Annotated in this window: 10 protein-coding genes; 8 read left to right on the top strand and 2 right to left on the bottom strand. The window is 57.7% G+C overall.

Annotated elements, in window-relative coordinates; genetic code table 11:
* Positions 1-97: 97 nt before the first annotated feature.
* The 7 genes from tig (at position 98) to EJA71_RS23310 (ending at position 9,694) form a co-directional block, all read left to right on the top strand.
* The gene (gene tig / locus EJA71_RS23340; protein WP_158959874.1) at positions 98-1,408 is read left to right on the top strand and encodes a trigger factor; all 1,311 of its coding nucleotides are present in this window, start codon (positions 98-100) and stop codon (positions 1,406-1,408) included.
* 92 nt (positions 1,409-1,500) lie between these two features.
* Positions 1,501-2,136 (top strand): ATP-dependent Clp endopeptidase proteolytic subunit ClpP, encoded by a 636-nt coding sequence (gene clpP / locus EJA71_RS23335; protein ID WP_016775336.1) that lies wholly within the window; start codon positions 1,501-1,503, stop codon positions 2,134-2,136.
* Positions 2,137-2,249: 113 nt separating this feature from the next.
* Positions 2,250-3,533 (top strand): ATP-dependent Clp protease ATP-binding subunit ClpX, encoded by a 1,284-nt coding sequence (clpX, locus tag EJA71_RS23330; RefSeq protein WP_016775335.1) that lies wholly within the window; start codon positions 2,250-2,252, stop codon positions 3,531-3,533.
* 163 nt (positions 3,534-3,696) lie between these two features.
* On the top strand, positions 3,697-6,093 hold the full coding sequence (gene lon, locus EJA71_RS23325; RefSeq protein WP_095189940.1) for an endopeptidase La: 2,397 nt from the start codon (positions 3,697-3,699) through the stop codon (positions 6,091-6,093).
* A gap of 147 nt (positions 6,094-6,240) precedes the next feature.
* Complete coding sequence (locus tag EJA71_RS23320; protein WP_003183171.1) at positions 6,241-6,513, top strand: HU family DNA-binding protein; 273 nt, start codon at positions 6,241-6,243, stop codon at positions 6,511-6,513.
* A 228-nt stretch (positions 6,514-6,741) separates the two neighbouring features.
* Entirely contained in the window at positions 6,742-8,613 is a 1,872-nt protein-coding gene (locus tag EJA71_RS23315; RefSeq protein WP_158959872.1) for a SurA N-terminal domain-containing protein, read from the top strand.
* Between the two features lie 226 nt (positions 8,614-8,839).
* Positions 8,840-9,694: a DUF2242 domain-containing protein gene (locus EJA71_RS23310; protein ID WP_158959870.1), complete on the top strand. Its 855-nt coding sequence runs from the start codon at positions 8,840-8,842 to the stop codon at positions 9,692-9,694.
* A gap of 409 nt (positions 9,695-10,103) precedes the next feature.
* Here EJA71_RS23310 and EJA71_RS23305 read toward each other — a convergent pair whose 3' ends face one another.
* The gene (locus EJA71_RS23305) at positions 10,104-11,144 is read right to left on the bottom strand and encodes an AraC family transcriptional regulator (RefSeq protein WP_158959868.1); all 1,041 of its coding nucleotides are present in this window, start codon (positions 11,142-11,144) and stop codon (positions 10,104-10,106) included.
* 3 nt (positions 11,145-11,147) lie between these two features.
* Entirely contained in the window at positions 11,148-12,278 is a 1,131-nt protein-coding gene (locus EJA71_RS23300; protein WP_158959866.1) for a nitrilase-related carbon-nitrogen hydrolase, read from the bottom strand.
* Between the two features lie 207 nt (positions 12,279-12,485).
* Between EJA71_RS23300 and EJA71_RS23295 the strand changes: the two genes are divergently transcribed.
* Positions 12,486-14,525 carry an NADPH-dependent 2,4-dienoyl-CoA reductase gene (locus EJA71_RS23295; RefSeq protein WP_158959864.1) on the top strand — a complete coding sequence of 680 codons (2,040 nt, stop codon included), beginning with the start codon at positions 12,486-12,488 and terminating at the stop codon, positions 14,523-14,525.
* The last annotated feature ends 75 nt before the right edge of the window (positions 14,526-14,600 follow it).

Genomic DNA, 14,600 nt, shown 5'->3' with positions numbered 1-14,600 from the left:
CAGTAGGGTGACTTCTTGAGTTTGACCCACTAGAATGCATGCCCTTGATTCTGGGGTCGGAAACGGCCGGCTAACGTCTGTGCAACGAGGAATATCCATGCAAGTTTCTGTTGAAAATACTACTGCTCTCGAGCGCCGCATGAGCGTCACCGTGCCGGCTGAGCGCATCGAGACTCAGGTCAACAAGCGTCTGCAGCAGACTGCCCAAAAGGCCAAGATTGCTGGCTTCCGTCCAGGCAAAGTGCCAATGAGCGAAATCAAGCGCCGTTTCGGTGCTGATGCGCGCCAGGAAGCTGTAGGCGACGTGATCCAGTCCTCCTTCTACGAAGCTGTGGTTGAGCAGAAGCTGAACCCGGCGGGTTCGCCATCGATCGAGCCTAAGTCGCTGGAAGCTGGCAAAGACCTGGAATACGTTGCTGTATTCGAAGTGTTCCCTGAGTTCACCGTTGCCGGTTTCGAAGGCATCACCGTTGAGCGCCTGAGCGCTGACGTGGCTGACGCTGACCTGGACAAAATGCTCGACATCCTGCGCAAGCAGAACACCCGTTTTGAAGTGGCCGATCGCGCTGCCCAGAACGAAGACCAACTGAACATCGATTTCGTTGGCAAGGTTGACGGCGAAGTATTCGCTGGCGGCTCCGCTAAAGGCACTCAGTTGGTACTGGGTTCCGGCCGCATGATCCCGGGCTTCGAAGAAGGTCTGGTAGGTGCTAAGGCTGGCGAAGAGCGCGTTCTGAACCTGACCTTCCCAGAGGACTATCAGAACCTGGACCTGGCTGGCAAAACCGCCGAGTTCACCGTGACCGTCAACACTGTGTCCGAGCCTAAGCTGCCAGAACTGAACGAAGAGTTCTTCGCTCAATTCGGCATCAAGGAAAGCGGCATCGACGGTTTCCGCACCGAAGTTCGCAAGAACATGGAGCGTGAGCTGCGTCAGGCGATCAAATCCAAAGTAAAAAATCAGGTTATGGACGGTCTGCTGGCCACCAACCCGATCGAAGTGCCTAAGGCTCTGCTGTCCAACGAAGTTGACCGTCTGCGCGTACAGGCTGTTCAGCAGTTCGGTGGCAACATCAAGCCAGACCAACTGCCGGCCGAGCTGTTCGAAGAGCAAGCCAAGCGCCGCGTCGTGCTGGGTCTGATCGTTGCTGAAGTGGTCAAGCAGTTCGACCTGAAGCCTGACGAAGCTCGCGTTCGCGAAATGATTCAGGAAATGGCTTCGGCTTACCAGGAGCCTGAGCAGGTTGTGTCGTGGTACTACAAAAACGAGCAGCAACTGAACGAAGTGCGTTCGGTTGTGCTGGAAGAACAAGTTGTGGATACTGTTCTGCAGAAAGCTAGCGTGACCGACAAATCGGTCTCTTACGAAGAAGCGGTCAAGCCGGTAGAAGCTCCAACAGCCGACTGATTGTTTTTGCGTTAAGAAGTACACACATAAGCCAGCTTTCGAGCTGGCTTATGCGTATTCAAGACATAACTATTTGGGAGTGACTGCAGAGCATGTTCCGTAATTCGTATATTCAGCAGAACTCTGATATCCAGGCCGCAGGCGGCCTGGTCCCGATGGTTGTCGAGCAATCTGCTCGTGGCGAACGCGCCTATGACATCTATTCGCGCCTGCTCAAGGAGCGAGTGATCTTTCTGGTTGGTCCGGTAGAGGACTACATGGCCAACCTGATCTGTGCGCAACTGCTGTTCCTTGAAGCGGAAAACCCGGACAAGGACATCCATCTCTATATCAACTCCCCGGGCGGTTCGGTGACAGCGGGCATGTCGATCTACGACACCATGCAGTTCATCAAACCCAACGTATCGACCACCTGCATCGGCCAGGCCTGCAGCATGGGCGCATTCCTGCTGACCGCAGGTGCTCCAGGCAAGCGTTTCTGCCTGCCGAACTCGCGTGTGATGATTCACCAGCCACTGGGCGGTTTCCAGGGCCAGGCATCGGATATCGAAATCCATGCCAAGGAAATCCTCTTCATCCGCGAACGTCTGAACATGCTGATGGCCAAGCACAGCGGGCGCACTCTGGAAGAAATCGAGCGCGATACCAACCGCGACAACTTCATGAGTGCAGAAGCTGCGAAGGAATACGGTCTGATCGACGAAGTGATCAACCAGCGCCCAGCTTAAAAATAAGCAGCACAAAATAGGCCTGGTCGGCTGGTCTGATCAGCAGCGGGCTTGAAAAAGCCCGCAATAGCCTTCATCTTGTGTTGCAAGCCTATCGGATTTGGATCGAACGAATGACTGACACCCGCAACGGCGAGGACAACGGCAAGCTGCTCTATTGCTCCTTCTGTGGCAAAAGCCAGCATGAAGTGCGCAAATTGATTGCCGGCCCCTCGGTCTTTATCTGCGACGAGTGCGTCGACCTGTGCAACGACATCATCCGTGAGGAGGTGCAGGAAGCCCAGGCCGAAAGCAGCGCGCATAAATTGCCTTCGCCTAAAGAAATCAGCGGCATCCTTGACCAGTACGTCATTGGTCAGGAGCGTGCAAAAAAGGTTCTGGCCGTAGCGGTGTACAACCACTACAAGCGTCTGAACCAGCGTGACAAAAAGGCTGACGACGTCGAGCTCGGCAAGAGCAACATCCTGCTGATCGGCCCGACCGGCTCGGGTAAAACCCTGCTGGCCGAAACGCTGGCCCGCTTGCTGAACGTTCCGTTCACCATCGCCGACGCAACCACCCTCACCGAGGCGGGTTACGTGGGTGAAGATGTCGAGAACATCATTCAGAAGCTGTTGCAGAAGTGCGATTACGACGTAGAGAAAGCCCAGATGGGTATTGTCTACATCGATGAAATCGACAAGATTTCCCGCAAGTCCGACAACCCGTCGATCACCCGGGACGTTTCCGGTGAAGGCGTGCAGCAGGCCTTGCTGAAGTTGATCGAAGGCACGGTCGCTTCCGTACCGCCGCAAGGTGGCCGCAAGCACCCGCAGCAGGAATTCCTGCAGGTCGACACCCGTAACATCCTGTTCATCTGCGGTGGTGCGTTCTCCGGTCTGGAAAAGGTTATTCAAAACCGTTCCACCAAGGGCGGCATTGGCTTCAACGCAGAAGTGCGCAGTAAGGAAGAAGGCAAGAAAGTCGGTGAATCCCTGCGTGAAGTCGAGCCTGACGATCTGGTCAAGTTCGGTCTGATCCCGGAATTCGTTGGTCGTCTGCCAGTCCTCGCGACGCTGGACGAGCTCGATGAGGCTGCGCTGATGCAGATTCTCACCGAGCCGAAAAATGCTCTGACCAAACAGTATGCCAAGCTGTTCGAGATGGAAGGCGTGGATCTGGAATTCCGTTCCGACGCGCTGAAATCGGTCGCCAAACGTGCCCTGGAACGTAAAACCGGTGCCCGTGGCCTGCGCTCGATTCTCGAAGGTGTACTGCTCGACACGATGTATGAAATCCCCTCGCAGTCCGAGGTGAGCAAAGTCGTGATCGATGAAAGCGTGATCGAAGGCAAGTCCAAGCCACTGTATATCTACGAAAACAGTGAGCCGACCGCCAAGGCAGCGCCGGACGCTTAAGCGTCCACCCTGCCGCAACAAAGAAGGGGCCTTCGGGCCTCTTTTTTTTTATGTCATTTTTTACATCCGCTTTGCGCTTGTTTTTTTTCAAGGCAGCCCCCATCTTGGTTTCAAGCTCAATTCCATCTGATTACGGCCATATGGCCGCCGTAGAGGCGAAATCATGAAGACAACCATCGAATTGCCTCTCCTGCCATTGCGTGATGTTGTGGTTTATCCGCACATGGTTATCCCGCTGTTCGTGGGGCGCGAGAAATCCATCGAAGCCCTCGAGGCCGCGATGACGGGCGACAAGCAGATCCTGCTGTTGGCCCAGAGAAACCCGGCCGATGATGATCCCGGTGAAGACGCTCTCTATCGCGTAGGTACCATCGCCACTGTTCTGCAGCTTCTGAAGCTGCCTGACGGCACCGTAAAGGTTCTGGTCGAGGGTGAGCAGCGTGGCACCGTTGAACGTTTCAGCGAAGTCGACGGCCACTGCCGTGCCGAAGTGTCGCTGATCGAAGAAGTCGACGCGGCTGAGCGCGAGTCCGAAGTGTTCGTGCGCACGCTGCTATCGCAGTTCGAACAATATGTGCAGTTGGGCAAAAAGGTCCCCGCTGAAGTCCTGTCGTCTCTCAACAGCATCGATGAGCCGGGTCGTCTGGTAGACACCATGGCCGCGCACATGGCGCTGAAGATCGAGCAGAAGCAGGAAATCCTCGAAATCATCGATTTGTCGGCTCGGGTCGAGCACGTTCTGGCGCTGCTGGATGCCGAGATCGATCTGCTGCAAGTCGAAAAACGTATTCGCGGTCGCGTTAAAAAGCAGATGGAGCGCAGCCAGCGCGAGTACTACCTGAATGAGCAGATGAAGGCCATTCAGAAAGAGCTGGGTGACGGTGACGAAGGTCACAACGAAATCGAAGAGCTGAAAAAGCGCATCGATGCCGCCGGTCTGCCAAAAGACGCCTTGGCCAAAGCCACCGCCGAGCTGAACAAGCTCAAGCAGATGTCGCCGATGTCGGCCGAAGCCACCGTGGTTCGCTCGTACATCGATTGGCTGGTGCAAGTGCCGTGGAAAGCGCAGAGCAAAGTGCGTCTGGACCTGGCCCGTGCCGAAGACATTCTCGATGCCGATCACTACGGCCTCGAAGAGGTCAAGGAACGCATCCTTGAATACCTCGCCGTGCAAAAGCGCGTGAAGAAAATCCGTGGCCCGGTATTGTGCCTGGTCGGTCCTCCTGGCGTCGGTAAAACCTCGCTGGCAGAGTCGATTGCCCATGCTACCAACCGTAAATTCGTGCGTATGGCCCTCGGCGGTGTGCGTGATGAAGCGGAAATTCGCGGTCACCGCCGGACTTACATCGGTTCGATGCCGGGAAGATTGATTCAAAAGATGACAAAGGTGGGCGTTCGCAACCCGCTGTTCCTGCTCGATGAAATCGACAAAATGGGCAGCGACATGCGTGGCGATCCGGCGTCCGCGTTGCTGGAAGTGCTCGATCCCGAGCAGAACCACAACTTCAACGATCACTATCTGGAAGTCGATTACGACCTTTCCGATGTGATGTTCCTCTGCACCTCGAACTCGATGAACATCCCGCCAGCACTGCTGGATCGGATGGAAGTCATCCGTCTGCCGGGCTACACCGAAGACGAGAAGATCAACATCGCCGTCAAATACCTCTCGCCAAAACAGATCGCCGCCAATGGTCTGAAGAAGGGCGAGCTGGAGTTCGACGAAGAGGCGATCCGCGACATTATTCGTTACTACACCCGTGAAGCTGGCGTGCGTGGCCTTGAACGTCAGATCGCCAAGGTCTGCCGCAAGGCTGTGAAAGAGCACGCGCTGGAAAAACGCTTCTCGGTGAAAGTGACAGCTGATTTGCTGGAACACTTCCTCGGTGTGCGCAAATTCCGCTACGGTCTGGCCGAGCAACAGGATCAGATCGGTCAGGTGACCGGCCTTGCCTGGACTCAGGTGGGTGGTGAATTGTTGACCATCGAAGCCGCTGTCGTGCCGGGTAAAGGTCAGTTGATCAAGACCGGTTCGCTGGGCGATGTAATGGTCGAATCGATCACTGCAGCACTCACCGTGGTGCGCAGCCGTGCCAAGAGCCTGGGCATTCCCCTGGACTTCCACGAGAAGCGCGACACCCACATTCACATGCCGGAAGGGGCGACGCCGAAAGACGGTCCTAGCGCCGGTGTGGGCATGTGCACGGCGCTGGTGTCTGCACTGACCGGCATTCCGGTGCGTGCCGATGTCGCCATGACCGGTGAAATCACGCTGCGTGGTCAAGTGCTGGCAATTGGTGGCCTGAAGGAAAAACTGCTCGCGGCACATCGCGGCGGAATCAAGATTGTGATTATTCCGGAAGAGAACGTGCGCGATCTGAAGGAGATTCCTGACAATATCAAGCAGGATCTGCAGATTAAACCGGTTAAATGGATTGACGAGGTCCTGCAAATTGCGCTGCAATACGCGCCGGAGCCCTTGCCGGATGTGGCTCCCGAGATAGTTGCCAAGGACGAAAAACGTGAGTCTGACTCTAAGGAAAGAATTAGCACGCATTAATACGTTTTTGCCTGGGGGGCTTCCTTGACAGCTTTTTAGAGCCCTTGTTATAAAGCGGCTCTTAAGTGTCTGTAGGCCATTCAGCACTGTTTTTGCTTTCACCAAAAAACTTAGAATCATCTCAAAATAGATATAAGGGGACTTAGAGTGAACAAGTCGGAACTGATTGATGCTATCGCTGCATCCGCTGATATCCCGAAAGCTGCTGCTGGCCGTGCGCTGGACGCTGTAATCGAATCCGTCACTGGCGCTCTCAAGGCTGGCGACTCCGTTGTTCTGGTTGGTTTCGGTACTTTCTCCGTTACCGATCGCCCGGCTCGTACCGGTCGTAACCCTCAGACTGGCAAGACTCTGGAAATCCCGGCTGCCAAGAAGCCAGGTTTCAAAGCCGGTAAAGCACTGAAAGAAGCTGTTAACTAAGTTTTCAGGTTTTTACCCATCCGGGTCGGGGTCAAGCCTGACTTGGCAGCGGAGCGGTAGAGCAGGTCGCTGAAACAGTTGCCTGTAACGCCGGGATCGAGGGTTCGAGCCCTGTCCGCTCCGCCAGTTACGAGAAGGCGCATCCTCGGATGCGCCTTTCTTCTATCCGGATTCTACCCACGCTCCACGGTTGCCTAATTTTGAAGTTCAACCGTTTCTGGGGGACGCATGCTGCAGAATATCAGGGACAATTCACAAGGCTGGATTGCCAAGACCATTATCGGGGTCATCGTTGCACTGATGGCCCTGACCGGTTTCGACGCCATTTTCCAGGCCACGACTCACAAGAATGAGGCGGCCAAGGTCAATGGTGAAGAAATCAGCCAGAACGAGCTGAGCCAGGCCGTTGACATGCAACGCCGTCAGCTGATGCAACAACTGGGCAAGGACTTCGATGCTTCCTTGCTCGACGAAAAAATGCTGCGTGAATCGGCCCTCAAGGGTCTGATCGATCGCAAGCTGCTGCTGCAAGGCGCCGAACAAGCCAAGTTCGCTTTCTCCGAAGGTGCACTGGATCAGGTGATTCTGATGACGCCTGAATTCCAGGTGGACGGCAAATTCAGCTCCGATCGTTTTGACCAGGTAATCCGTCAACTGGGTTACAGCCGCATGCAATTCCGCCAGATGCTGGCTCAGGAAATGCTGATCGGCCAACTGCGCGCCGGTGTGGCGGGCAGCGGTTTCGTGACTGACGCCGAAGTGCTGGCATTCGCCCGTCTGGAAAAACAGACCCGCGACTTTGCGACCCTGACCGTCAAGGCTGACCCTGCGGCCGTCAAGCTGACGGACGATGAGGTCAAGGCTTACTACGACGAACACGCCAAGGAATTCATGACCCCGGATCAAGTGGTCATCGATTACCTCGAGTTGAAGAAGTCGTCGTTCTTCGACCAGGTTGCCGTCAAGGACGAAGACCTGCAGGCGGCGTATCAGAAAGAGATCGCCAACCTGTCGGAACAGCGTCGTGCCGCCCACATCCTGATCGAAGTGAACGACAAGACCACTGAAGCTCAAGCGAAAGCGAAAATCGAAGAAGTCCAGGCGCGTCTGGCCAAGGGCGAGAAATTCGAAGCGCTGGCCAAAGAGTTCTCGCAAGACCCGGGCTCGGCCAACAATGGCGGTGACCTCGGTTTCGCAGGTCCTGGCGTTTACGATCCTGCCTTCGAAAAAGCCTTGTACTCGCTGAACAAGGATCAGGTTTCCGAGCCGGTTCGCACTGACTTCGGTTACCACCTGATCAAGCTGCTGGGCGTCGAAGCTCCTGAAGTGCCGACCCTGGCCAGCCTGAAAGACAAGCTGACCCGCGACCTCAAAGCCGCTCAGGTCGAGCAGCGTTTTGTCGAGGCGACCAAGCAACTGGAAGACTCGGCGTTTGAAGCCTCTGATCTGGCCCAACCGGCAGCGGACCTGAAACTGACCGTGCACACCTCCAAGCCATTTGGCCGTGAAGGTGGCGAAGGTGTTGCAGCCAATCGCGCTGTGGTGACTGCTGCATTCAGCACCGAAGTGATTGATGAGGGTGCCAACAGCACCGCCATCGAACTGGATCCGGACACTGTGATCGTGTTGCGTTCCAAGGAACACCTCAAGCCGGCGCAACTGCCTCTGGAAAGCGTGAATGCGGCCATCCGCACTCAACTGACCAAAGAGCACGCCAGTGCGGCTGCCAAGACCAAAGCCGAGAAGCTGATCGCTGATCTGCGCGATGGCAAGGCGCCGCTGGACAAGGCAATTGAAGGTCAGAACTGGAAAGCCACCGAAGCGGCTACCCGCGCTCAGGAAGGCGTTGATCCGTCGGTGCTGCAAGCCCTGTTCCGCATGCCGAAACCGGCTGCCAAGGACAAGCCGACGTTCACCAGCGTGACCCTGCCGGACGGCAGCCTGATGATCGTGCGCCTCAATGGCGTCAACGAAGCTGCGGCTCCGACCGATGAAGAGAAGGTTCAATACCGTCGCTTCCTCGCGTCCCGTGAAGGTCAGCAAGACTTCGCGGCGTATCGCAAGCAGTTGGAAGCTCAGGCCGAGATCAAGCGTTTCTGATACTCGACTGAGTCGCAAGACAATAAGCCCCGGCCGCAACGCCGGGGCTTTTTTGTGGTCGACTGGCCGCTAATGACCAGATCTTCATCGATCGACGATGCGGGCGACTTTTACCTGCCATTCATTGTCGATAGAGTTGTAACCGTTTTAAGACACTAATCCATACGCCGCAGGGCCGCGATCTGTTGCACAATACGCCCCGGACTGTTTTCCCTCAGGATGTTCAATGTTGATTTCCACTCCCATGCGTGTTTTCGGGCTGGCGCTGTTGTTGACCGCTGTTGCCGGCTGTTCGAAGGACAAGCCGATGTACGAGCATGAGAACTTCGATGACTCCGGTACATTTTCGCGCAATTATCCGGTGACTGATGCGGTCAGCTGCGAAGCAGCCCGTCGCGCGTTGCTCAGTCAGGGTTACATCATCACCAGCAGCGACCCGAAAATCGTCAGCGGCCACAAGAGTTTCCAGCAAACCGGCGATACCCATATGGAGATCAGCTTCAATGTGGTCTGCGCCGATGACGGCAGCGCCGGGCACCATGCCACGATGTTCGCCAACGCCTTGCAGGATCGTTATGCGCTGAAGAAAACCAACAACTCCGCCAGCCTTGGTGTCGGCGTGTTGGGCTCGGTGTCGATGCCGATCGGTTCTTCGGACGATTCGATGGTCAAGGTCGCCAGCGAAACAGTGACGGCACAAAAGTTCTACGAGCGTTTCTTCACGCTGGTCGAGCAGTTCATGCCGGCTGAAGCGAAGAAGGCGGCGCATATCGAAGAGAAGCCGAAGGCCGATCTGGGGATGCCAGAGCCAAAGCCTGCGCCGGCCGCGTTGACGCCGACGCCTACGCCTGCCGCTGAGCCTGCCGCAACCCCTGCGCCTGCTGCCGAACCAGCGCCAGCACCCGCAGAAGCGGCGCCAGTGAGTTCGGAACCCGTGGTGCCACCAACGGAGTCTGCGCCAATCACCCCGGCGCCAACGGCCGAGCCTGCACCGGCAACCGAAACCATCACGCCGCCGGCCAATCCGGATATCCCGCCGCCGTCCGAGCCGATTCCGGCGATGCCAGCGTCCGGTCAATAATCCAGTAATACCCTGTAGGAGTGAGCCTGCTCGCGATAGCGCTAGACCAGTCATTAACGATGTGACTGATCTTCCGCTATCGCGAGCAGGCTCACTCCTACTTCGTTTGGGGCTGACTTAAAATTTAGTTACATTCCCCGGACAAAAGTCCCGCGATAATTTCCTGACCTGCTGCTACGTTTTATTCATGAAGGCCGGGTTTCACTTTTCCTTCACACGAGCACGTTAAGCTCGAGGCACTGGGTATTTGCTCAGGCCCATTCAAGAGAGCAGCAGGGGGATTACGCGATGGATGATTATCAAGAAGAGCTGCTCGAGTATCAGGCTTTTGAACTGGATCAACCCGAGCCTGCCGACGACGCCACCGAGCTTTGACTTGCGGCTTGCCGCTCGCAGCTCACAGCTGCTTTTAAGCTGTTTTGCGGTGACTACGGCGGAATTCGCCGGGTGTCTGCCCGCTCCAGCGTTTGAACGCACGCTGAAAGGCTTCGGCTGAGGCAAAGCCCAGCAGGTAAGCGATTTCGCCGAATGCCAGTTCGGTGTCGCGGATGTAGGTCATTGCCAGATCACGGCGGGTGTCATTGAGGATCGCGCGAAACTGCGTGCCTTCCTCGGTCAGTTTGCGCCGCAATGTCCAGGTCGGCAGTTTCAGGCGTGCCGCCACTTCTTCCAGGTCGGGTTCTCGACCACCATTGAGCAACGGCCCAAGCAATTGCGTGATGCGCTCGCGCAGGCTGCGGGTGCGGGTCAATTGCTCCAGTTCCCGCTCACACAATTGCAGCAGATGCCGCCAGGTACTCGGGCAATGCTCGGGATTGCGTTGAGCCAGGCTGTTCAGCCCCAGGCGCAGTTGATTGCGCTCGGCGCCAAACTGGATCGGGCAATCGCCCAATGCCGCATAAGCCAGGCGATAATCCGGCTCGTCGAATTCGATGTCGATGCGTTCGGCGCGCAATGGTTCGCGGCTGACGGCCGAGAGCTGATGCAGCCAACCGGCGATGATCGAGTCCACCACAAAACGGTTGTAAGCGTTGTAGGGGCTGATGGAATAGAACCGCAGCCACGCGCCTTGGGCATCTTCATGGAAGCTTGATTGACCACGGTAGTTAGAGCCGTACAGCGGTTCAAAACGGATCAGGCAACGTGCTGCTTCACGCACGGTGGGCGCCTGTGAGGCCGTGACCCCGGCCAGTCCGGCCTGGCTCAGGCGGCTGAGCTGGCCCATGCGTAAACCCAGCGCTGGATCACCGGTCAACTGAATCGCGCTGTGCCCCAGGCGCATGTAACGAGGAATCGACAAGCGTGCGCCGGCCTCGGCCAGTCGTGCGGCATCCAGCCCGTACTGCTCGAGCAGCGGCTGCGGGTCGGCGTCATGACTGCGCACGGCATCGGCGAGACTGTGCACGAAACCCACCGACAAATCCCCGAGGCGCATCGGCAGCGGCTTCATGGTTTACAACCAGATGTTCAACAAGCGTGCGCCACGGGCATCGCCATCGGCGAACTGCTGACCATTGCCGCTGAGAAAACTCTGCCCGGAGCTCAACTTGTCCCAGAACTGCCCGCGCAGGAACACGCTGACACCGGCGACGGCATTGCTGCTCGGCGGTTGCGCGGTCAGGGTCAGGCGATGCCAGGCCTGACCTTCGCTGACTTCGCCGGGCTTGAGGCTGACCGAGCCCGGGGTGCTCGAGCCCTTGTAGCCGCCCCACGGTTTATCCCAGACATTGTGACCGACCACGAACGCCGGTACCGCCACCAGTTGAGCGCCTTGTTCATCAAGCTTGCGGTAGTTGTCCGGATACCAGCTGTCGCTGCCGATCAGAATGCCGAGGCGTCCGGCCGGGGTGTCGACCACGTTGATCGCATGTTTGTCTTCGCCCGAGATCACTTCGCGCTGATCGAAGATCGGGTGCATCTGCCGCTGCGGTTGACCGAGCGGAACGCCGTCGCGACCAAACACCACGCTGCTGTTGTACAGCGCGCCGCTGCCGGGTTTGAGTTGACCATCGCGGATGCTCGGCTCGGGCAATACGATCGAACCCGCCACCAGCGTGACGTGAAACTCCTTGGCCAGGCCACCGAACAGCGCTTGATAGTCCTTGGCCATCGACTTGGACTTCATCCGCAGGTGCGCATCGTCAAGGCGACTGGCGCCCTTGGCACTGAGCCAGGCGCGGGCGAACAGCAGCGGGTTGCTCGCCGCCAGCCAGTTCATCGCTTCGGCAAGGGTGGGTGCTTGATACAGCTCATCCTTTTCGCCGCTGATCATCAGCCAGGTGCCGACATGCTCCGGCAGCACCACCACGGTTTTGTCATTCAACAAGCCTTGATCCTGGGCTTGCTGCAGATAGGCGGCGAGCTTGCGGTGCAGACGCTCGGGGCTTTGGTAATCGGTCGGGAACAGCTCGGGCTGGATGCCCAGCAGATTGCCACGGTCGGCGGGCGTGCCTTGGTCGACCGCGAGTTTGATCCGCAGGTCCGACAGGTAATGCCCCGCCGGCCGGTCTGCCGCCCACATGGCGTAGGAAGCAAGGACAGCCACAAGGGCCATGGAAAACGTCAGGTACAAAAGTTTGCGCATGAAAACCAACAACAGCCGGGTACAGGGTGTGGCGACTAGGGTAGGGCTCATGGCGCGGGTTGCCAAGGGGCGCTGCGCATTTGGATCAATAAGTTGTCAGTTACGGTCATTGAGTGACAGCAGTGCGACTCTTAGTCTGTCGAACATGACTGACGGGGGACGCAGAGCTCCCGCACTTTTCCGTGATTGTTCGTTGTGGAGTTACCGATGACCGCCGCTCATTACCCGCACCTGTTGGCCCCGCTGGACCTGGGATTCACCACGCTGCGCAACCGCACCCTGATGGGTTCGATGCACACGGGCCTTGAAGAAAAACCGGGTGGCTTCGAGCGCATGGCGGCGTACTTCGCTGAGCGTGCGCGCGGCGGTGTTGGCCTGATGGTCACCGGCGGCATTGGTCCGAACGATGAGGGCGGGGTGTACTCCGGCGCGGCAAAACTGACCACCGAGGAAGAAGCGCTCAAGCACCGCATCGTTACCCGCGCGGTGCACGACGCGGGCGGCAAGATCTGCATGCAGATTCTTCACGCCGGCCGTTATGCCTACAGCCCGAAACAGGTTGCACCGAGCGCGATTCAGGCGCCGATCAACCCGTTCAAGCCCAAAGAGCTGGACGAGGAAGGCATCGAGAAGCAGATCAGCGATTTCGTTACCTGCTCGGTACTGGCGCAAACCGCCGAGTACGACGGTGTCGAGATCATGGGCTCGGAAGGTTATTTCATTAACCAGTTCCTCGCCGCGCACACCAACCACCGCACCGACCGCTGGGGTGGCAGCTACGAAAACCGCATGCGCCTGCCGGTGGAAATCGTCCGCCGCGTGCGTGAGGCGGTGGGCCCGAACTTCATCATCATCTTCCGTCTGTCGATGCTCGATCTGGTCGAGGGCGGCAGCACCTGGGATGAGATCGTGACCCTGGCCAAAGCCATCGAGCAGGCCGGTGCGACCATCATCAACACCGGCATCGGCTGGCACGAAGCGCGGATTCCGACCATCGCCACCAAGGTGCCACGCGCGGCATTCAGCAAGGTCACCGCCAAACTGCGTGGCTCGGTGAGCATTCCGCTGATCACCACCAACCGCATCAACACCCCGGAAATCGCCGAGCAGATCCTGGCTGAAGGCGATGCTGACATGGTCTCGATGGCGCGGCCCTTCCTCGCTGACCCGGACTTCGTCAACAAGGCCGCTGAAGGTCGCGCCGACGAAATCAACACCTGCATCGGCTGCAACCAGGCGTGCCTCGACCACACCTTCGGCGGCAAGCTCACCAGTTGCCTGGTCAACCCGCGTGCTTGCCACGAGACCGAGCTCAACTACTTGCCGGTGAAACAGATCAAGAAGATTGCTGTGGTCGGTGCCGGCCCGGCCGGGCTGTCTGCCGCCACCGTGGCCGCCGAGCGTGGCCATCAGGTGACTTTGTTCGATTCGGCCAGCGAAATCGGCGGCCAGTTCAACATCGCCAAGCGTGTGCCGGGCAAAGAAGAGTTTTTCGAAACCTTGCGCTATTTCAAACGCAAGTTGCAGACCACCAACGTTGAGGTGTGCCTGAACACCCGCGTCGATGTGGCGAAACTGGTCGAGGGCGGCTACGACGAAATCATTCTCGCCACTGGCATTGCGCCGCGTGTGCCGGCGATTCCGGGTGTCGAGAATGCCAAGGTGCTGAGTTACCTGGACGTCATCCTTGAACGCAAACCGGTCGGCAAGCGTGTCGCAGTGATTGGTGCGGGTGGTATCGGTTTCGACGTCTCGGAGTTTCTGGTTCACGAAGGCGTGGCCACCAGTCAGGATCGTGCTGCGTTCTGGAAAGAGTGGGGCATCGATGCGCAACTGGAAGCTCGCGGAGGCGTCGCGGGTATCAAAGCCGCGCCGCACGCACCGGCCCGCGAAGTGTTCCTGTTGCAGCGCAAGAAAACCAAGGTCGGTGACGGTCTCGGTAAAACCACTGGCTGGATTCACCGTACCGGTTTGAAGAACAAGCAGGTGCAAATGCTCAACAGCGTCGAATACCTGAGCATCGACGATCAGGGTTTGCACATCCGCATTGGCGAAACCGGCGAGCCACAATTGCTGGCAGTCGACAACATCGTGATTTGCGCGGGCCAGGATCCATTGCGTGAACTGCATGATGGTCTGGTTGAAGCAGGGCAGAATGTGCACTTGATCGGCGGCGCCGATGTTGCGGCAGAGCTGGATGCCAAGCGTGCGATCAATCAAGGGTCGCGTCTCGCTGCTGAGCTGTAATCCCCTTTTGTAGGAGCTGCCGCAGGCTGCGATCTTTTGATTCTTGTTTTTAATCAAGATCAAAAGATCGCAGCC

Origin of the sequence: Pseudomonas sp. PB106 (assembly GCF_009764645.1) — a bacterium.
In the GTDB taxonomy this organism is placed as follows: Bacteria; Pseudomonadota; Gammaproteobacteria; order Pseudomonadales; family Pseudomonadaceae; genus Aquipseudomonas.
This window is presented reverse-complemented; position numbering and strand designations above follow the sequence as displayed.